The organism is Litchfieldella anticariensis FP35 = DSM 16096, assembly GCF_000409775.1.
Taxonomy (GTDB): Bacteria; Pseudomonadota; Gammaproteobacteria; order Pseudomonadales; family Halomonadaceae; genus Litchfieldella; species Litchfieldella anticariensis.
Genome location: NZ_KE332394.1, coordinates 216,411 through 235,804 on the forward strand (window position 1 = coordinate 216,411; position 19,394 = coordinate 235,804).

20 protein-coding genes and 1 pseudogene are annotated in these 19,394 nt (G+C 58.6%); 14 read left to right on the forward strand and 7 right to left on the reverse strand.

Annotated features, from left to right (window positions below):
- Nucleotides 1-103: 103 nt before the first annotated feature.
- Entirely contained in the window at nucleotides 104-1,564 is a 1,461-nt protein-coding gene (locus L861_RS20925) for an amidohydrolase family protein (RefSeq protein WP_016418660.1), read from the reverse strand.
- Between the two features lie 282 nt (nucleotides 1,565-1,846).
- Between L861_RS20925 and L861_RS20930 the strand changes: the two genes are divergently transcribed.
- The 3 genes from L861_RS20930 to L861_RS20940 all read left to right on the forward strand — a co-directional run bounded on the left by L861_RS20930 (nucleotide 1,847) and on the right by L861_RS20940 (nucleotide 4,152).
- Nucleotides 1,847-2,587: an SOS response-associated peptidase gene (locus tag L861_RS20930; protein WP_016418661.1), complete on the forward strand. Its 741-nt coding sequence runs from the start codon at nucleotides 1,847-1,849 to the stop codon at nucleotides 2,585-2,587.
- Nucleotides 2,584-3,813, forward strand: a complete 1,230-nt coding sequence (locus tag L861_RS20935) for a hypothetical protein (protein ID WP_016418662.1) — start codon at nucleotides 2,584-2,586, stop codon at nucleotides 3,811-3,813. The genes L861_RS20930 and L861_RS20935 overlap by 4 nt, the downstream gene beginning before the upstream one ends.
- A gap of 81 nt (nucleotides 3,814-3,894) precedes the next feature.
- A complete protein-coding gene (locus L861_RS20940) occupies nucleotides 3,895-4,152 on the forward strand; it encodes a hypothetical protein (RefSeq protein WP_016418663.1) in 258 nt (85 codons plus the stop codon).
- 226 nt (nucleotides 4,153-4,378) lie between these two features.
- Here the strand turns inward: L861_RS20940 and L861_RS20945 are convergent, their stop codons facing one another.
- The 3 genes from L861_RS20945 to L861_RS20955 all read right to left on the reverse strand — a co-directional run bounded on the left by L861_RS20945 (nucleotide 4,379) and on the right by L861_RS20955 (nucleotide 6,891).
- Nucleotides 4,379-5,722, reverse strand: coding sequence for an IS1182 family transposase (locus tag L861_RS20945; protein ID WP_035568093.1), 1,344 nt, complete (start codon nucleotides 5,720-5,722; stop codon nucleotides 4,379-4,381).
- Between the two features lie 86 nt (nucleotides 5,723-5,808).
- Nucleotides 5,809-6,057, reverse strand: coding sequence for a hypothetical protein (locus tag L861_RS20950; RefSeq protein ID WP_016418664.1), 249 nt, complete (start codon nucleotides 6,055-6,057; stop codon nucleotides 5,809-5,811).
- A 63-nt stretch (nucleotides 6,058-6,120) separates the two neighbouring features.
- Nucleotides 6,121-6,891, reverse strand: a complete 771-nt coding sequence (locus L861_RS20955) for a hypothetical protein (RefSeq protein WP_016418665.1) — start codon at nucleotides 6,889-6,891, stop codon at nucleotides 6,121-6,123.
- On the opposite strand from L861_RS20955, the gene L861_RS23850 reads away from it, so the two are divergent.
- The 10 genes from L861_RS23850 (at nucleotide 6,878) to L861_RS21005 (ending at nucleotide 16,316) form a co-directional block, all read left to right on the forward strand.
- Nucleotides 6,878-7,276 (forward strand): TetR-like C-terminal domain-containing protein, encoded by a 399-nt coding sequence (locus L861_RS23850; RefSeq protein ID WP_161629051.1) that lies wholly within the window; start codon nucleotides 6,878-6,880, stop codon nucleotides 7,274-7,276. The two genes, L861_RS20955 and L861_RS23850, sit on opposite strands and share 14 nt — an antisense overlap.
- A 769-nt stretch (nucleotides 7,277-8,045) precedes the next feature.
- Nucleotides 8,046-8,276 carry a type II toxin-antitoxin system VapB family antitoxin gene (gene vapB, locus L861_RS20965; RefSeq protein ID WP_016418667.1) on the forward strand — a complete coding sequence of 77 codons (231 nt, stop codon included), beginning with the start codon at nucleotides 8,046-8,048 and terminating at the stop codon, nucleotides 8,274-8,276.
- Nucleotides 8,276-8,689: a type II toxin-antitoxin system tRNA(fMet)-specific endonuclease VapC gene (gene vapC, locus L861_RS20970; protein WP_016418668.1), complete on the forward strand. Its 414-nt coding sequence runs from the start codon at nucleotides 8,276-8,278 to the stop codon at nucleotides 8,687-8,689. Before vapB ends, vapC begins: the two co-directional genes overlap by 1 nt.
- A gap of 1,554 nt (nucleotides 8,690-10,243) precedes the next feature.
- Nucleotides 10,244-11,455 (forward strand): GGDEF domain-containing protein, encoded by a 1,212-nt coding sequence (locus L861_RS20975; protein ID WP_081645923.1) that lies wholly within the window; start codon nucleotides 10,244-10,246, stop codon nucleotides 11,453-11,455.
- Between the two features lie 921 nt (nucleotides 11,456-12,376).
- Nucleotides 12,377-12,667 carry a nucleotidyltransferase family protein gene (locus L861_RS20980; RefSeq protein WP_016418671.1) on the forward strand — a complete coding sequence of 97 codons (291 nt, stop codon included), beginning with the start codon at nucleotides 12,377-12,379 and terminating at the stop codon, nucleotides 12,665-12,667.
- Nucleotides 12,660-13,022: a HepT-like ribonuclease domain-containing protein gene (locus L861_RS20985; RefSeq protein WP_016418672.1), complete on the forward strand. Its 363-nt coding sequence runs from the start codon at nucleotides 12,660-12,662 to the stop codon at nucleotides 13,020-13,022. The genes L861_RS20980 and L861_RS20985 overlap by 8 nt, the downstream gene beginning before the upstream one ends.
- Before the next feature lie 894 nt (nucleotides 13,023-13,916).
- The gene (locus L861_RS20990) at nucleotides 13,917-14,177 is read left to right on the forward strand and encodes a hypothetical protein (protein WP_016418673.1); all 261 of its coding nucleotides are present in this window, start codon (nucleotides 13,917-13,919) and stop codon (nucleotides 14,175-14,177) included.
- A gap of 98 nt (nucleotides 14,178-14,275) precedes the next feature.
- Nucleotides 14,276-14,641: a hypothetical protein gene (locus tag L861_RS20995; protein ID WP_016418674.1), complete on the forward strand. Its 366-nt coding sequence runs from the start codon at nucleotides 14,276-14,278 to the stop codon at nucleotides 14,639-14,641.
- Between the two features lie 76 nt (nucleotides 14,642-14,717).
- Complete coding sequence (gene radC, locus L861_RS21000; RefSeq protein ID WP_016418675.1) at nucleotides 14,718-15,248, forward strand: RadC family protein; 531 nt, start codon at nucleotides 14,718-14,720, stop codon at nucleotides 15,246-15,248.
- A 126-nt stretch (nucleotides 15,249-15,374) separates the two neighbouring features.
- Nucleotides 15,375-16,316: an ArdC family protein gene (locus L861_RS21005; RefSeq protein ID WP_016418676.1), complete on the forward strand. Its 942-nt coding sequence runs from the start codon at nucleotides 15,375-15,377 to the stop codon at nucleotides 16,314-16,316.
- A 65-nt stretch (nucleotides 16,317-16,381) separates the two neighbouring features.
- On the opposite strand, the pseudogene L861_RS24635 reads toward L861_RS21005, so the two are convergent.
- Together L861_RS24635 and L861_RS21010 are read right to left on the reverse strand one after the other, a co-directional pair.
- Nucleotides 16,382-16,471, reverse strand: a pseudogene (locus tag L861_RS24635) (IS3 family transposase); the annotation flags it as partial.
- A 2-nt stretch (nucleotides 16,472-16,473) separates the two neighbouring features.
- Nucleotides 16,474-17,466 (reverse strand): YeiH family protein, encoded by a 993-nt coding sequence (locus L861_RS21010; RefSeq protein WP_016418677.1) that lies wholly within the window; start codon nucleotides 17,464-17,466, stop codon nucleotides 16,474-16,476.
- Between the two features lie 99 nt (nucleotides 17,467-17,565).
- Here L861_RS21010 and L861_RS21015 point away from each other — a divergent pair, with 99 nt between their 5' ends.
- Nucleotides 17,566-18,477 (forward strand): LysR substrate-binding domain-containing protein, encoded by a 912-nt coding sequence (locus L861_RS21015; RefSeq protein ID WP_016418678.1) that lies wholly within the window; start codon nucleotides 17,566-17,568, stop codon nucleotides 18,475-18,477.
- A 2-nt stretch (nucleotides 18,478-18,479) separates the two neighbouring features.
- Here the strand turns inward: L861_RS21015 and L861_RS21020 are convergent, their stop codons facing one another.
- The gene (locus L861_RS21020) at nucleotides 18,480-19,205 is read right to left on the reverse strand and encodes a GntR family transcriptional regulator (RefSeq protein WP_016418679.1); all 726 of its coding nucleotides are present in this window, start codon (nucleotides 19,203-19,205) and stop codon (nucleotides 18,480-18,482) included.
- Nucleotides 19,206-19,394: the final 189 nt, after the last annotated feature.

Here is a 19,394-nt window from a genome sequence, read left to right on the forward strand (position 1 = left end):
TCAGTCAGCTCAACCACGCTGCCACGCAGCCGATCCTTCGACGTCCTGCTTTTTGTCGTGTCCGGCCTCGGCGTGATCGTGGCGGCAAGCTCATAGGTGGGCATCATCCGCCCCATCGCTTCAGATTCAGGAACTCCCGTTTCGTTTTCGGGCCATAGGTGCGGAAATGGGGGTTGGGCTGTTCGCGGTAGGCCAGTTGCTCGCGGGCCACGCGGTCATCGCGGGTCCGAAGGCGTACGTCTTCTTCGCGGAGGCCGTAGGGCTTCATGGCATTGCGACCGAACACCCCGGCGCGGATGGCCGGCGTGATTTCCGGATAGCCGTGTCGCTCGCGCAGTGGCTCGGCGATCTGGAAGGTCCGGAAGGCTTGGATCTGGTCCTGGGGGGAACCGTACCAGATGGAGTCGGTGCCCCAGAGGACGTTCTTCTCACCCACGTATTTCAGGAGCTTGCCCAGGCCGTGGGCGGCGGAATCCAGATCGCGTAGCAGGTAGCGCCAGGTGGACCCCAGTTCGGCGTAGACGTTGGCGTTGGCCACCTCGTTTTCGACGACCGTCCGGATCAGCGAATCGATGCCTTCGTTCCTGTCCGGGCTATAGGGACCTTCCGGCTGCCCCGGCACGAAGCCGGAGTGGTAGACCAGGAAGTTGACGTCCGGAAACCGCCGGGCGACGCGCCCTATGTCGTCGCATCGAGAGTACTGGTAGGGGTAGCCGTCGAACGGCAGACCCTTGTGGATGGCGATGTTCTTCACGCCCAGTTTCCGCGCCTTCTCGATGAAGGCCAGGCCAACCTCGTCATCCAGAAAGTAGCCATCTCGGTTCGGGCCCCACTGGGTGTAGGTCTTCCAGGCCGAGATGGGGTAGCGTTCGGCGAGCTCGTCCATGCCTTCCAGATCGCCCGCCTGGTTAGGGTTGATGCGACCATGGAGCAGCATGCGGTGGGTGCCCTCCATCCGTGCCACGATCTCGGCGGTGGCGGCCGCCTCCTCGATGGTGAGCGGCTCGGCATCGCGCCGCGAGGGAATGAAAGAGAGCACGATCATGTCCGTGTCCGAGTCCTTGAACACGTCCTTGATAAACTCGTCCGGGCCCAGGCAGTGGAGATAGCTGTGCGTGCCTGGTTCGTCGGCCAGGGCGCACCCAGCTTTGGGGGCCCAGCTCAGTGGGGTGTGTCCCGCCGGCACTCGTTTCAGCCAGTCGCCGTTGGGATTGACGAAGTGGCCCTGGACGTCAAAGATGAACTCCCCGCCTTCCAAGGAAACTTTCGCCGCGTCGGGATCGAGATCGGCCTCAGGTGCCAGGGCGAAGTAGCCGCCGAGCTTGCCCACCGCGGCGTAGGCGTCATTCATCGCCATGAGCGTGGATGCTGCCCCACAGGCCGAGACCAGAAACCTCCGCCGACTGAGCCCGCACCGCCGGGCGTTGTCACTGGCGCGTTCCTCAGCCAACCGCTTGGCGTAGTGGTGCTCGGGTCCTAGGGGAATGGGGGAGAACTCGCCGTTGGTGGTGGTGTCGAGCTTGACCGGCAGCCGCTGTCCTTCGGGATCGTGCTGCTGGTTCATGGCGTCGTCCTCCGCCTACATCACCTGAATTCTTCCAGCGTAGTCCGTTTATCGACCCATGCCAGCCATCGCGAAGCGCTCGGTCAGTGCAACTCCGACCTCGAATTCAACCGGCGTGACGCCGAATCGGCAGGTGCGTCTATTCGTCTATGGGTACGATTCGACATGCAACACTCCTGACATGGCAAAGTACCAGCCATTTCACCCCCGCCGATGATGGCAACCTTGCTCGTCGTGGTGCTATTTGGGAGAGTAGGGCTTCCCACATGAGGGTCGCGATGTATGTGCGGCCGCTTCGCGCTCTACTCACCCCCGATCCGACTTTCCGAGTCGCTTCACCTGCCGTTCGATTATCCGGTGTCGGAGCTGGCCCCTCGTTACAACGTTCATCCCGGCACTTGGATTGCCGCTATCCTGCGTGCGTCACCTGATCAATTGCCGGTACTGGATGAGATGTGGTGGGGCTACCAGCCGAAGTGGGCCAAGGGAAATGCGCCACAGTCGAAATTGGCAACCGCCGAGAAAGTGGCAACCCTGGGCTATTTCAAGGGGGCGTTTAGTCATCATCGTTGCCTCCTGCCCGCTGATGGGTGGTTCGAGTGGCTCAAGACCACGACGCCAAGAACGCCGCATTTCCTGTGCCGCCTGGATCGCGAGCCAATGGCTTTCGCTGGCATTTACGCAGAACGAGAGGATGGGGCATTGGGCTGTGCCATCATCACAGAGCCCGCCCGTGGCTGTGCTCAGCAGATTCACGATCGCATGCCCCTGATTCTGGACAATGACAGCCTCGAGCCATGGTTGGACCCCGACCTCACCGACCGGGAGACGATCCGTCACCTAATCCGTCATCTCACGAGAATAGGACAGAATGCAGGAGGGGGTTGCCTACCAGTGATGTGCTTGTTATGTTTTGTGATTAGTGGATTCGCCGCATCCCTCAAGACCAGAAGGTCAGCGTGTGTACTCGCCAAGTCGACTGTCATGCAGTCGGTTCAATGGCTAATGGACACTCAAACATGACCTTGAAGGATGCCATCATGAATTCACCACACCCATCTCTTCGTCGTACGGTTTCCTCGGAGATAGCTACGCAAGCTTTTGGTCGGCTCAAAAGTCTCTGTAAGAACGCGACGCCGCCCCAACTACGGTTTTTGCCCACCTTCGTTCAGGCACTCAGAAATCAATGCACCGGCAAAGGTCGGCGGAGCGAGAAGTACGAACTGCGTACCATGACGGCTACCGTCATCGGCAGCAAAAGTTTCAACGACATACCCGCGCTAGGCTTGGTCGTTGACGAGGATCTCAACCTGGACGAGATGATGGATCGAAGAGAGGTTCAAGTCGCACGGCTGGTGACATATCTCAGTGAGTCAGCTCCTGCGCTGGGATTAGAGGTTCCTGACAACATCAAGGATGTGTGCTTTGCGCTCGTTGGTCTGTGGCAGCCGACGATGTTTGCACCGGATCGATTCCCCGAACAATTGGCTGAAGTCGCTAGAGTTGATAGCGAAGGTGGCTTACGGGAACTGCTCGCAGGAACTAACGACCGTTTCTCTCGGCACCTTGATACACGTCAGGTTCCTCAGAGCCGTGAGCTCATGCTAGGACTGGCCTTGATATCCTACCTGAGCGACGACGACAGGCTCTTTCTGCCCGATGCTATCAAGATCGAGGATCTGAAACGCTCGATAGGGATATTCGCAGTGAGGCTCGCGAACACCAAAGAACACACGAAATGTGATCGAGCGGCCTTGATTCTTGAATTCTTGTGGCGAGACGGCTTCATGCAGGCAGGAGTCGACCTGGCTCGTATGTACTCTGAGTTTCTGCGGCCGGTACGACAAGACACCTCCTATGCGTTACACACGATAGATGCGGTGCTTCACCGCTATATGAGTGATCCTGAGAGCGCATTTACCGAGTATGAGAGCGCGACAGATATGTTTGCGCTACATGCGTTACTTTATTCCCGTGCAATCCTGGAGAATTCAGGCGATGAGCAGGGTATGCAGATCTACGCTGAGAAACTGCTGCAAGGTCTGTTGTGTGCCGTATCCCATCATATCGAAGGGGCCAGGGAAGCCGCCAAAAGCTTTCTCCAACCCTCGACGATAGACCCTTCCGATGAAGGGAGCGTCCTGTACGCGAGCGCACGCGAAGTTGTGAGCCATTATCCCAAAGCAGAGGCCTACTGCCAGACAGTCCATGAGTGGGCGCTCAATCCGCAACGGATACCCCGCTTCTGATATTTTGTCCTGTTTTCATGACCGTGAGGTGAAGAGAAGTGGAATGTTTCCAGTTTGAACAGGGTTAGAGGAAATGGAGTTATGACTGAACGTGTATGTCCGAAGTGCCACGGTCGTGGTGAAGATGTTGAGGTGGAGTGTGCGAACTGCGGCGGCGCAGGGCTAGACCCCGAGGAAGATAAACCGTTCGCGCAGTGTCTCGAATGCTATGGGGACGGTATGGTCACGGTGGATGTTTGTCCTCGATGCGGTGGTGCGGGGACCATTGACGACGAAGACGACGAAGACGACGAAGACGACGAAGACGACGAAGACGACGAAGATCGCGTTAATGCTTGATCTGATGCTTTGAGGTGAAAAAGCGCTCCAACTGGAGCGCTCAGACTGCTGACGAACCCCGCATTTTTTGCGGGGTTTGTGTTTCTACGCTCGCGTTCTTTGCTCGCGACGGAAGGGAGCGCTACAACACGATTTATCTCTCGAGAGGCAGAAAATGGCGCTCTCAAGCGAGTATGGGGCTTCCTGAAGGTGTCGCTGGAAGGAAAATTCGACGACCGGGCCCCTCTCAGGCCGCCAAGGCCATTTTCTTGAGGTTCTGCGCTGCCGCACAGAGCAAGGCCTGCTCTCGCATTCCAGCGATTCCCCGCATGCGAGCATAGCGGTACCCATGGAGTTGCTTGGCATCTGCGAAGCTGCGCTCCACCGTCTCCTTGCGGCGCTCGTAAATTCGTTTGCCTACCGGCTCCAGCCGGCGGCTCCCCACCCGCTCCTTGGCGTCTTCCCAGACGTGGCGAGTCACCGTCTTGCGGTAGTGTTGATTGCGTGTGCAAGTCGCTAGGCGTGGGCACTCCCGGCACCAGACCGGGTCCGAGTGGTAATGACGATAGCCTTCCCGGTTGGTAGTCGCATAACGCAGCGTCTGGCCTTCTGGACAGCGGTAACCGTCCTGATCGGCGTCATACACGAAGAGGCGTTTCGGCATCATGCCTTTCGGCTTGCTGGGCCGACAATAACCGATCACACCGTAAAGTTGGCGCTTCTCCAACCCTTGGCAAATCGCGGCGGTAAAGTAACCGGCGTCCACCCCAACGGCGGCCAAATCGAATCCAAAGCGTCGGCGTTGGCGATCCAGCCGCTCCAGGTAGGGCACGCTGTCGTGCACGCTCGCGGGCGTGATGTGCACATCGGTGATGATGGCGTGCCTGCCATCCACCGTTCGGTGATCCAGGTAGAAAAACCCCTTGGGCTTGCCCTCCCGCACCATGTAGCCGCTGTCGGGATCGGTATCACTGATCTTCTTGGCGGTGGGCTCGGGTTCCGCCTCTCGACGAGGCGGCAGCGGCTTTTTTCCGTGAGCCTCCCGATCGGCGACCACCGCCTCTTCCAGCTCTGCCAGATAGGCCTGCGGTGTCGTCTCCACCTCCTGCATCGTGAAACGACGGCGATTGGCATTGGCCTTGATGTGGGTGCTGTCGGTGTACAGGACACGACCGCCCACCAGGCCCTGTTGCATCGCCTGCTCCACCACATGATCGAACAGTCGCTGCGCGATATCGCTGTCACGGAACCGCCGGCGCCGGTTCTGGCTGAAGGTCGAGGCGTCCGGCACCTTGTCGGTCAGACGCAAGCCCAGGAACCAGCGATAGGCCACGTTCACCTGAAGCTCGCGGACGAGCTGGCGCTCGCTGCGAATGCCGAACAGGTAGCCGATGAACAGCGCCTTGAACAGGAGAACGGGATCCAGCGCGGGGCGACCGTTGTCCTCGCAGTACAAGTGACGGGTCTCGTCGCGGATAAAGGAGAAGTCGATGATGGCATCGATGCGCCGGAGCAGATGATCGGAAGGCACCAGCTCTTCCAGCGTGACCATCTCCAGCTCGTGTTGGGTAGGACCGGGATCTTTTAGCATTCCCTAATAACAACAAAGTCCTGGCCGAAGGGCCAGGACTTTGTCAGCAATCTGAGCGCTCCAACTGGAGCGCTTCTTTGTGCTGGTTACCTGCTCTGCGTGTCATAGGCCCGGTCGGCGAGGTTGGAGCAGCAGGCGATCCTCTCGATCTGGGCGGCACCGAAAGGAACCTCACTCCGGTGTTCCGGGCTGGCCATCAGCCTGGCCGAGTTGCCCAGGCTGTCGATGGCGGCATGCAACTGGGGGCCTTGGCCGCCCTTGGAGCGGCTCAGGCTCTTGGCAACATGCCCTGAGTAACCGAGATCGACATGGCTACGATGATTCCGACCACCCACTGCGGCCTAAGGCGTACCGTTCGATGTAATCGCGATCGACGCCTCATTTAGCCCAGGCGCCCCTCACCCCACCATCGCCAAGAAGGGCTGGCCCTTCAGGGCCTGGACGAAGGTGTAGAGGACGAAGGCGGTGAAGAGGAGGCCGAAGATGCGGACCGGCAGGCGGTTTTCGGCGCCGAAGAAGGTGGTCGAGACAAGGCCGAAAGCCGGGATGAAATGCACCGCATGGGTGGCGAAGAAGTGGGAGACACGCAGGTCGCCGCCATCTCGCGCCCAGCCCATGAGCGCCATGCCGCCAGCGTCGCTCGGCTGGCCGCCGATCCAGTGGCCGTCCATGCTGCTCATCGTTCCCGCGGACAGAAGCGTCAGTGGCAGGACGAGAGCGAGGCCGAGAACCAGCGCCTCCTTGAGCGCGCTGCCGATCCCCGGCTTCGTGTTGCGAGCGATCTGGACGGCGTAGACGGTCGAGGCGCTGGTCAGGAGCACGGCGCCGGCACCCATGACCGCATAGATCACCACGCCGATAACGCTTTCGTTGAAATGGGACGCCGTGCCCAAGGCGGCGGCACCGCCGATCCAGATCATTTCGAGGACGGCCGCCGCGACGACCGCGCCGATATAGGTGCGGTACCAGCGCTTCGCGCGGACCTCGGCCGGCACGAAGCGGGCGAAGAAGGCGAGCGTCAGAACATAGGTGGCGATCGCCAACTCGAACTTGAGCGGCTTCACCCAGATGTCGACACCCAGGAATTCGCGCGGGTCCACGGCGGCGGCAAAGCCAGTCGGTAGCATCAGCGCCAGCAACAGGAGGCCGAGGGCGGTGAAGCGCAGCATGACGAGCCGGCAGCACGCCGAAAGAGGCGACCCGAGGCAGGACCTGGTGGCGGCTGGCGTGGGCTATGTCGCGTTCGCGCGGGACAATCCGATGCTGTTCAAGCTGATGTTCGGCTCCGAGCGGCCCTCGAGCGATGACAGCGATCTCGTGCAGCACGCGTCGGGGGCGTTCGCCACCCTCGTCAACGGTGTGCGTGACATTCGTGGAGGCGACCCGATGGCGGATGCTGACGGGCTGAAGGATATCGCCGCCGCGTGGTCGATCGTGCACGGCATCGCCAATCTCCTGATCGCTGGGCGGATGGGATTTCTCCAGCCACTGCTGGAACACGACCCCGAGACGGTGCTTGCCGACATCATCGTACGGTCGCTGCCGCAGCAGTAAAAAGGCTTAGTCTGCTCCGTGCGCCATGGTACGGCTGCGACCAGCTTCTTCTGGAAGGCAGCGAGCATCAGTACGATGCCAGGACGGATGACATCCGATATCCCTCCGCCCTTGATCATCGCCACCGAGGTTCCGGGTTATATTCCCCCGGTGGGCCAACGATAACCGGGGGAATAGGCAGTTCTACCAAGCCAAGGACTTCCGCTATGCCCCAGTGCGAGGTGCACTCTGCTGTCCCGCCGGTCGGTGGTTATGTTTGATGCAACACGACTACGCCCGCCAGCGGCGGATTAATGCCAGCCTCGCCGTCTGCGGTCACCGGGTCTCGACGATTCCCCCCGTGCCAGGTTGGGGGCATCCTGATCTGCTGGGAGCCTCGTCGGTCCCGACGCTCTCCTGCGCCTGCTGTAGTGAGAGAGTCCATCGAGAACGAGGAAAGCAACGGTGGCGAGGAGGCACGATCTCGCAGATGGCAGGCTAAGGCCGGTCTTGCGAATATCCCTCGCGTTCCTGTCCCGACGCCATCGGATGGCAAGCAGCTGGGCTGGGTTGCCCTATCCAACGGCAAGGCAACGTGGTGCGGGATACGTCTCGCCTGAGGCCACCCTCCAAGAGGACGACGGGACAGGCAAAATGAGGGCTAGTGTCACACCAGGCCGTAGCTGAATGCTGATCAGGCATCGATATGACAGGCATATATCCCGTTGACATATACCCAATGGGGTCTACACTGGGATGTACGAATGGCATATCCCTGGAGGATTTAGCTGTGGAGCAAGGTTCTGTCTTCAAGAGCAATCGTAGCCAGGCTATCCGGCTGCCCAAGGCGGTGGCGCTGCCTGAAGATGTGAAGCGAGTGGATGTTGTGGCTATCGGCCGCATTCGTATCATCACACCTGCAGGGGAGTCCTGGGACAGCTGGTTCGATGGCGAGAGCGTGAGTGCCGACTTCATGGCTGAGCGGGAGCAGCCCGCTGACCAGGAGCGAGAGGCTATTTAATGCTCAAGTACATGCTCGACACCAATATTTGTATTTACACCATCAAGAACAAGCCTGAAGAGGTACGGGAAGCCTTTACTCGACACCACGGTCAGCTGAGCATCAGCACTGTGACCCTGATGGAGTTGATCTATGGAGCAGAAAAGTCAGCATCACCGGAGAAGAATCTGGCGGTTATCGAAGGCTTTGCTGCACGATTGGAGGTTCTGAGCTACGACAACGAGGCGGCTGCTCATAGCGGTCAACTTAGGGCGGAGCTAGCCAGGGGCGGCAAACCGATTGGTCCTTATGATCAGATGATTGCGGGTCATGCTCGTTCGCTGGGTCTTATCCTGGTCACCAATAATCTGCGTGAGTTTGATCGTGTAGCGGGTTTGCGGGTTGAGGACTGGATACAACCCGCCAGCCAGTGATGGAGACCAGGTTGAATGAATCTACCTATCGGTAGAGCTGTTGAACAAGACGCAACGTGATGACACTGAACGCTTGATCGCAGCCCTCCCAAGGAGAAACGCCGGACAGGCAACTTTGTCAGCGATCTCTTACATAAGGTGTCATTAATATCTTACGTGCCAACGCACCCCAGCGTGTTACGGTAAGCACGTGCCCCTCGGATCAACGGTTCCCACCGTTCCCTCACCGAGTGGCCAGCCCTTGCAGCCCCCGCCCGGGGGCTTTCTTATTTTCACGCCGGGTGTCAGGGCATGACACTTGTAGCACTGCTGTACCGGTGTGCGACCAGCACCATTCCAGATCATTAGTCGGGTAATGCGACAGGGCCATTGGCCCCTCGGCGGTCTACAAGATTTGGTGGAGTGTGAGGGAGTTTGGCCACGGTGGTACCTGACCACAATATCCCTTCTCCTGTTACTAAGCCAATCTCATGATGATTCTTTACCGCCCCTGCCTACATCTATAGGAAACTTTCAATAGTGTGCTCTGCTACTTACCTATACTGAAAGTGAGGTTACACCTCGTTCAGTATTGCTTCCATTCTGGACTCTGTGGGCTGCACAGCCCGGTCTCGATGAACTGATTCTCTGGTGGCAGCTCTCTCTCGCAGAGGATGAGTTCTTGGGATCGGGATTTCTTTTTCTGATGGTTCTCATACACCGGAAAACGTCTTTGAGTGCGTTCTGGAGCGAATCTTGAAACGCGGGTTCGTCTTGGCGTGCCCGTGACGTTCTCCGAGGGGCGTTGAGCGGCTTAGGTTCGAGTAAAAGCCCGCGTGACGTAGCGGCCCATCGAATTGCCTTGAGTCTTAGGCCATGTCTCCAGCTTGCTCATACCGGGAAGACAACCGTCACAGTCGACAAGGATCAGGACGGTTCCCCGTCGGGCTAGGGAACGTGGTTCGTCAGGCACAGTGCAAGGCAGCGACACTCTTTCACGGCTGCCTGAATGGCCTGATTGTCGTATTCAGTTGGCAGCGAGTCGGCAAAGGCATAGCAAGGCGGCCGCTCGATACCTGGCCAGTAGTGACTCCAGCATTGGATCGTGGATCCGTTCCGAGATGATGAGGCCAACACCCTGGCGGGTGCCAGCCGGTGAGGGTGGCGGATTCTCTTGGTTTCACCCGCCGACCTCGACTCCAAGTCGGTCGAATGCCTCGAGCTCCCGCTCTGCTTACACCACCAGGTATTCGCTGGGTTTCATGCATGCTCTCCCTTGAAGTTGAGCATGCCTGAATGAGATGTAATCGTCCTCAAGTATGTCGTAATTTTGGCCATCTGTTTGGCCTTGTCGACGACTAGAAGGCGCCTGGCGAACATCTTGCATCTAGTCGGCTGCAGCCGACGGTTCCCTGAGGCTGAGATGACAACGTATCGATAACCTGGGATATAGCCTGCCGACAGCTTCGTGTCGATTAATCGGCTGGCATTCCTGACCGGGCTTCACGATTTCCTTGCCATCGGCAGCACCTGGTTTAGCCTCACCCTTGAGCGTTGACTTCGGTGACATGTGGTATGGCTAAAGAAACCGTCAACGAGGCCGATATCTTCGCCATTGGGGTCGATTCAAGCCGCAGGCTCGATGGAGAAGTGCCAGCGCCGTTATCGGTTGTCCGAGGTCGGGGCGTCAACAGAAGAAGGAGCAGCATGCCGCCATTGAGAAAGCTGCCATGGGGCCGATGGGCGCAGCGGCCCCCCGCCAACGTCTCTGGGCCGGATCACCGGCGATCCGGGTTGTCCAATTTCTTCTTGATGATTATCGCGCTGATATCCTTGTCGTATGCGATGATCAACATCTTCTATTTCAAAGCGATTCCTCTGGCAGTCGTCGAACTGACGGTGTTTGTCATCGTCGTGCTGGCACTGGTCGACATGCGGGTCAACCAAAATGTTGAGCGTGCCGCCTGGCTCTCCGTGATTTCCTGCGGTGGTCTGGCGGTCTTCTTCTACTGGTACGTGCGCGCTGATGTATCTTCGGCTGTCTGGATGGTGTTCTTTGCCATCATCAACTTCTTCCTGCTCGGCACCCGAAAGGGCCTACCTGTCTACCTGATCTACTGCGGCGTCGTGTTCTCCATCGTTCTCGTTCATCGGGATGTATGGCCGGCACTTCAGACGGGGGTCGCGATGACCAATATTCTAGGAGCACTGATCGGGTTTGGAGCCGTGGCCTACTATCAGGAACGGTCGAGAGAGAAGGCCCATGAACAGATCGAGGCATTGGCGAACAAGGATAGCCTGACGGGCATTTCGAATCGTCGCCATTTCCTCCACCGATTCAGGGTGGCCCGTCAGACGCTGATCAATGAAGGAAAGCGATACGCCCTCGTTGTCATCGATATCGATCACTTCAAGCCAATCAATGACACTCACGGCCACGCGGTAGGGGACCAGGTGATCGTTGCGGTAATCCAGCGAATCACCGCGGCAGTGCGCCAGGATGACATCGTAGCGCGACTGGGTGGTGAGGAGTTTTGTGTCCTGTTGATTGATTGCGATGGGCTTGACGCGCAGCGGCGTACCGAGAGCCTGAGGAGGGCGGTCGCGGAGCAGCCCGTGAAAGTCGGTACGATCCGTGTGGATGTGACGATTAGCATTGGGGTGACGGATGGCGACCCCAAGGCGGTAGGCTTCAACGAGATGTTCGCCGAGGCCGACAAGTTCCTCTACATGGCGAAAGCCCGGGGCAGGAACTGCGTTGTGCCGACATCGACAATCTCTCTGTAACAAAGGCGCCGTAAGTCCGTTGGTCATCAAAGAGATAGTTGGGGTGACCAGCGGCTGCTGGGCGGGCACGTTCGAAGCCGAGGCCTCGAGGTAGTGGGCATCGACGTGCAGGTCGATGACATGGACCAGTGGTCGTCGGGGATCAGTTCATTGTGAGAGGAAGGCAACAGGTCGAGCAGCTCGCGGAAATCGCTGGTGATGTAGCGTGGCATGACGAAAGCTGTGAATCAGAAGTACCTGATGGGCAGTGTGCCGGCCAAGGCCGTGTTTAGGCCATGGCCTGTTGGCTCGGTCTTCATTCATCGAGTGCAGCGGCAACCTTGAGCAGCTTGTAGCCTCAGCGTTTCCATCAGAATAGCGGCTTCACTTTCTCGCCGCGTTCCCAGTTTGGGTATGAGGTATGCCAGGTTCAACTGAACGCCCTGTCATGCCGTATCGAGAGCCTCAATCTCTGGTAGAGCGACTACCCGGTTGTGCAGACCATGTTGCTGACGGATTGATGAGTGCTTGCTTACTTAACCCCTTACCCATTGTTGCCAGCTGGCGTAACATGGCTTGCTAATACCGAGACGCAGAGCTGGCCAGGGAGGATGTATGACTGTCCGCCTTTCCCAAATTGCCAGTGCTCGACTGGGCAACCTGGTGCTGCTGCCCTGCTAAGAAAACTCTGATGCCTCGAACTTCGATTTTGAGCTCAAGAAACAGAAGTACGTCCGGACGCGCCACGGGCGGCGCTCCGAGCCTGCTCGACGCAGGTACTGAACTACCCTAAGTGGATAGTGGATGAGGTTAAGAGGCGGCAAGAGGATCTGGTGGATGGCTTCGCCAACAACTGGTAGCTTGCGTGAACCGGGGGAGTGTTATCTACAGGTGCTCGGTAAATCAGTGCCTTAAGATTAGATGCCAGGTGGGATGAACGTGATGGATAGAGCCCAGACCATGCAGCTTCTGCACGACCATCTTCCGACACTCGTCAGTGAGTACGGTGTCAAGGAGCTGGCACTGTTCGGTTCCATGGCCCGCGACCAGGCGAGTGAGGATAGCGACATCGATATCCTGGTGAGTTTTGATGGTCCCGCAACCTCCGCACGCTATTTCGGTGTGCAGTTCTATCTTGAAGACTTGTTAGGCCACCCTGTGGACCTGGTGACCGACAAGGCTTTGCGCCCCGAGCTCAGGCCCTACATCGAGCGTGAGGCGCTTCATGTCTGACGCCAGGCTTCCGCGCGAATGGCGTTTCTACATCGACGACATGATCGGCTTTGCCGAGAAGGTGGTCTCCTACACGGGCGGCCTCGATCAGGACGACTTCATTACCCATGATCTCACCTACGATGCCACCCTGCGTAATCTGGAACTGATTGGTGAGGCAGCAACACGGATCCCGGATGAGGTGCGCGCCCAGCACCCGCAGATCCCCTGGCGGATGATCATCGCGACGCGCAACAGACTGATCCATGCTTATCTGGGGATCGATGATGACACCGTGTGGAGCATCATCCAGGAGAATATTCCCGAGTTGCTGGAACAGTTGAGAGAGATCAAGCGTCAGGTTGTGACTGACTAGGCGACATACGAGCTTTGTATACCTGTGGGGCTTCACCAACTGCAGTGGGTGGTGACTGTTCGCTCGGGCTTCAATATCTTTCACCATTACCGCCATCAAGACGGGATTCCGATGGAATAGCCATGCTCCAGAACTGCCTCTACCAGCGCATCCTCAGCCTTGCATCACCTTGGTATGTCAGCGATGTCGAACTGGCTAACCGCCCTGTTTGAAGCCCTGTGATCCAGTGACTGAAGGGGTGCTTCGATCTCGATTGCCAGCCAACAATTGCGACTGAGCTGACAACAATCGATAGCATCATGGAACGTGCGTGAGGGTACCCCGAGCTGCATGACCCGACCTCATCCACCTACAACCACGGCCAGGTGTTCGCGTCGCGCTCAGAGCGGAGGGGGTGGAGGACCCTCTACATGGCGAAAGCCCGGGGCTGGAACTGCGTTGTGGCGAGGTCGGGAACCTCCTTGTCGGCAGAGGCACGATGAGTCCAGTGAGCGCCTGAATGGGATTCAGACAGGCGCTGTTAATGGCATGACCCGGGCGGTGGCTGATGGCCAGCGGGTCGATTCGGATTCCAGATCCGGCCATGTTCGTGAGTGGCATCGTGATCACTGGAAACGGGACCGCGACTAGATGTGCAAACGCAGGAACCGCCGTGTAGCGCCTTGATAATCTGATTGTTCGCATTAGTATGAAAGAGGCAAACCGTTGGCTGCTGACGATAACGGCAGCGCCCTTTGCCTTGAGAGCAATGCCCAACGCCATATCGCATCCTGAAAGATGGCGCCCTTCGGGGTTGGATGCTCCTTGTAACCACCCGCATGGGGAGATGGCTCTCCAGCGGGGAGGTTGTCTCCTCTTCAGGTGATTCCACTCAACCTAGGGAGGAGGAGACCGATGCTCGACACCTATGAGTATGCTCAGCGACTGCAGAAGGACGGAGCCTTCACTGAGCAGCAGGCAAGACTGCTGGCCCAGGAGCGCCTCGCACTGGAGGAGCACATCATGACCCGGTCGGATCTGGCCAACCTTGTCACCAAGCAGGATCTGTCTCAGGCCTTGTCGCAGCTTGAACTCAAGCTGACGCTGCGGATGGGGGCCATGCAGATCGCCGCTATTGGCATCCTTGTTGCGGCCATGAAACTCTTGATCGCCTGATCAACCCGCTGACCTACGTTCTATCCACCCACCACGGGGAAAGACTTCCCCGGTGGGGCAGGTGTTTCCCCATGGTTTCCATGTCCAGGAGAAACACCATGTCGTCCACTCATGATATGTCGGCCCTGGCACAACGCCACGGCTGGACCCGTAGCGTGCGGGTCTCCGAGTCACTACTGTCGGATTGTCTGTGTGTTGCCCTCACGGTGGCCACGGATATCCATCCGGTGGACCGACTCGAACACCTGCTGCGGGAGGCCGCCATTCAGTTGGCTGGTTATCCCCCAGGGACGCGTGCCGCGCGGTTCTGTCACTATCGGTTGCCGCCTGACGGCAATCCTTCTGCACCACTGGGCATCATGGTCGATGCCATTGTCATTGATGATGACCCGCAGCGAGGTCCTTACCTCCTGCTGGCCCGTCATGACGATACCTCTGTCGCACTGCCGATAACGGCAGCGTAAGTCGTTACCTACTTTCCCGGCCGGGACTTCTTTCCCGGTGGGAGAGGGGCCCGGCCATTTTCCGGAGGATCCGAAAATGGCTGATATTCAGACCGGTGCCGGCTATGGCACCAATCTACCTGTCGATGCCTCACTGTTCGTTCGCGATACGGGGGGAGGTTATCTGGCGGCATCGCCGGAGCAGATACTTCAAGCTGCACGGAAAGTGATTGACCTTCGCCTGTCGCGTGGCGATAGCTTGACCTCTCCGTCGTTGGCTACGGACTACTTACAGGCAAAGCTGGCTGGCTACGATCATGAGGTGTTCGGGGCAATCTTCCTGGATACCCAGCACCGCATGATCGAGTACAACGAGCTATTCCACGGCACCCTGGACTCGGCCTCGGTCTATCCGCGGGAAGTGGTGAAGGTAGTGCTGCATCATAACGCTGGCGCTGTGATCTTCACGCACAATCACCCCAGTGGTGTACCTGACCCCAGCGAGGCGGACAAGCGGATCACCCAGCGATTGATGGAAGTCCTGGATCTGATCGACGTTCGTGTGCTGGACCACATCATCGTGGCTGGTAATGACACCCTGTCATTTGCGGAGCACGGACTCATATGAGTCCGCGCACCACATCTTACTCAACGACGGGCACGTAAGTACTGCCCAACATGATCACCACCCCAAGGGGAAGCGTCTTCCCCTTGGGGACGGTGCTTCCCCTTTTTCCGTTAGAGGAGAAGCACCATGACTGATATCTACCAGACGGTCACCGACCGCATCATTCAGTCGCTGGAACAGGGCGTGGCGCCCTGGATCAAGCCCTGGGACGAAGCGCGACAGCCAGGGCAACCGGTGATGCCACAAAACGCCATTACAGGACGGCCCTATCACGGCATCAACATCGTCCTGCTGTGGCTGGCTGCCGCGGAGAAGGGCTACCACCAGGATCGTTGGCTGACCTTCAACCAAGCCAGGCAGACCGGCGGCACAGTTAGCAAGGGGGAGACGTCGACCCTGGTCTGTTTCTACAAGCCCATGGTACGCGAAGTGCTCGACGATGATGGCCGTCCCGTTCTCGACGCGGAGGGCAGGCCCGAGGAAAAGCACTTCGCCATCCTCAAGGGCTTCAACCTTTTCAATGTCGTCCAGTGCGAGGGATTGCCGGCAGAGGTATTCCAACCAGGGAAGCCCGATGTCTGGGCAACCTTCGACCCCGTCGACGAGGCCGAACGGCTGATCGCGGCTAGCGGTGCCCGGATCGATCATGTGGCGGGTGAGGACGCCTTCTACTCACCCATCCAGGATCGTATCCAGTTGCCGGCGAGGCATCAGTTTGCCGCGGCGGATCGCTACTACAGCACGGCGTTGCATGAGCTCGTGCACTGGACAGGCCATCGATCGCGGTTGAGTCGCGAGGCGGTCCTAAACGGGGCGGCGTACGGTTCCGAGGAGTATGCCTTCGAGGAGCTGATCGCCGAGATGGGCATGGCCTTTCTCTGTGGTCAGCTGGGCGTGCAGGGCGAATTGCAGCATGAACGCTATATCGCCAGCTGGCTGATGGCGCTGAAGAACGATAAGCGCATGATATTCAAGGCATCGGGCGGTGCCCGTGAAGCGACGGAATTTCTGTTGCAACGGGCAGGCATGATGCCAGAAGGGATGACGCATGTGCAGGCATGTGCCTGACATCTTGACGACACAAAGTGGCCCTCCTTTCGTGAACTGCACCTCATGTTTGACGGTTGGTTCTCTCAGCCGGCGGCCATGGCCTGAGTTCTGTGTTCCACAGGGCTCAGGCCTTTCAGTTTTACCTTAATGCGTTTGTGGTTGTCGTAATGGATGGCTAGCCCATCAACAGGAAGCTGGCCAGCCAGCCACCCACTAACAGCAGTACGAACAGGGTCAGGGCCAGGATGAAAGGCCGGATACCCAGCGCCTTGAGCTTCTCCAACCGCGTCTCGAAGCCCAGCGCCGCCATGGCCATGGTCAGGGCGATCTGGCCGGCCAACACCATCGCCTGGTGCAGTGCGGCAGGTAGGACGACGACGCTGTTGACCCCCACCATGGCCATGAAACCGAAGGCGAACCAGGGAATCACCAGCTTGCCGGCGGCGGGTTCGGCCTCGCCGGCATGACGGCGTAGCCACCACTGTCCGACGATCAGAAGGAAGGGCACCAGCAACAGCACCCGCACTAGCTTGACGATGACCGCATTGGCTAGGGCTTCAGGGCCCACGGCGTCACCAGCGGCGACCACCTGGGCGACCTCGTGCACGGTGGCGCCGATGTAGATGCCATAAAGGCCTTCGGGCATGCCGGAGAGTGGATACAACAGCGGGTAGACCAACATCGCCAGGCTGCCGAAAAGTACCACCGTTGCCACCGCCATCGATGCCGCGGCGGGGCGCGAGCGGATGGTGGTCTCGGTGGCGAGTACCGCGGCGGCGCCGCAGATGGCACTGCCGGCGCTGGTCAACAAGGTCGTCTCACGGTCCATGCCCAACAACCGGGTGCCGATCTGGTAGCCGGCCACCAGTACGGTGCTGATCACCAGCAGGTCAAGCAGCAATACCCGCGGGCCCAAGGCAAAGATCTGCTGCATCGTCAGCGACAGCCCGAACAGTACAATGCCACCGCGCAACAGCCAGCGAGTGGCGAACTTGAGCCCTGGCTGGACCCCGGAAAGGCGGTGAGAAAAGGGGAGATTGCCGACCAAGAGTCCCAGCAGCAGGGCGAAGACTAGTGGACTGATACCGCTCTCTGCCAAACCCGGCAACTGGGTCAGGGCGAAGCCGGTCAGAGTCAGAGTGGTGCAGAGTATCAGGCCTTGCCACATGGCGTTGTACCTCTTGCTGGTGTCTGGCACTAGGCTAGGCACTTATATGCCAAATGGTTATCATGTAATAACAATATGGCTTTTCGGTAGAACCGATATATGACCCCGCACGTGACCTTCCGCCAGCTCCAGATCTTCGTCGCGGTGGCCCGTGACGGCACGGTGAGCGCTGCCGCGCGGCAACTCAGCTTGTCGCAATCCGCTACCAGTCAGGGGCTGTCCGACATGGAGAATCAACTCGGTGTCGCTTTGTTCGAGCGACTGGGGCGACGATTACGGCTCAACGATATGGGGCGCCACCTGTTACCGCACGCCGAACGTCTACTGGATGGTATGGCGGACTTCGTGGCGGCCGCCCAAGAGCCCGAAGGGCGGCTGCGGGGCACGCTCAATGTATCGGCGAGTGCGACCATCGGTACCTATTTGTTACCGCCGTTGGCGGGACGCTTCAGCGAAGATCACCCAGCAGTCGACCTGCGTCTGCGACTGCGCAACACCGGGGAGGTGATCACGGATGTACTGCGTTTTGATGCCGACCTTGGCTTGATCGAAGGCCAGTGTCATGAGCCACGGTTGGTCAGCGAGGCATGGTGTGAGGACCGCATGGTGATTGTCTGTGCGCCACAGCACTCGCTGGCTGCCAAGGGGCGGCTCGAAGATAGCGACCTTCAGCAAGCGCACTGGATCCTGCGTGAACCAGGTTCGGGATCGCGTGAGATTTTCGAGGCCGCATTACTGCATCATGTCGAGCGCTTGCATATACGTATGGAGCTCAGCCAGCACGAAGCCATCAAACAGGCAGTGCGGGCCGGCCTGGGTTTGGGTTGCCTGTCGTGGCTCAGCGTAGCGGGGGAACTCGAACGAGGGGAGCTGGCGCAACTGTCCTGTGGGCTGCATCTGACCCGGACCTTCTCTCTGGTGTGGCATCCCGAGCGTTATCGCAGCCCACTATGGCAAGCCTTCAAGGTGTACCTTCGGGAAAATGAAGGAGCCTCACCGGTGCCTTGGTGAACCTATAACTCATTCAAATAGTAGTGATGCTGCGTTTCGCATCGTGAAACGCGATATTCCAAAGGGTTACCTTGCAGGTCCTTGGCAATGCGGCGAATCTCGAGGAGTGGGGTATTCACTTCAACGCCGAGGTGTTCTTGTTCCTCGGAGCCAGCGGCAATCGCAAAAAGCCGTTCCTCGGCATGGGCAACGCTGACTCCAAACCGTTGTTGATAGAGATGATACAGGGTGTTGGGAAGGGGCTGAGGCTCCTCTTCCAAGCCTGTGAACCGTGTTGCCGAGACGACCACGTCTTCCAGCAGGGCGGGGCGCTCATCCAGTTCGCGGATCCTGCGTATGTGGATCACCTCATCCCCCGGTTCCATCCCTAACGCTTCTGCCTCGATGGCTTCTGCTTTTCGACGTTCCCTGACCAGTACGCGAGAGATGGGCAAACTACGCTCGCCATCCAGCCGTACCAGATGAAAGAACTGGAACAGGGAGCGGTCACTGTCATGGGTGGCCACCACCGTTCCCTTGCCCTGACGACGTATCACCACGTTCTCATTGGCGAGTGCATCCAGTGCCTTACGCAGGGTGCCAACGCTTACCCCGTATTGCTGTGACAACGCCGACTCGCTGGGGATGAAGGTCCCGGGTGGCCATTCTCCCGAAACGATCCGGGAAAGGAGGACCTCCTTGATCTGTTGATATAACGGCCGAAAGTTAGGGGTCACTTGGTCGTTCATGTCTCGGTCCCTGTGCTTACTGGTCATGTCGCGTGATGAGACGCGCCTTATGAAGTCGGTGTTCAGTATACCGTAGTGAAACCTATGGAAGATACTTGACTATCATATATACTATATCATATACATGAGTTGTGGTTGGCAGGAATAACGTCTTCGGAATGCTCTTGTCTTCAGGCAAGCAGCGTGACA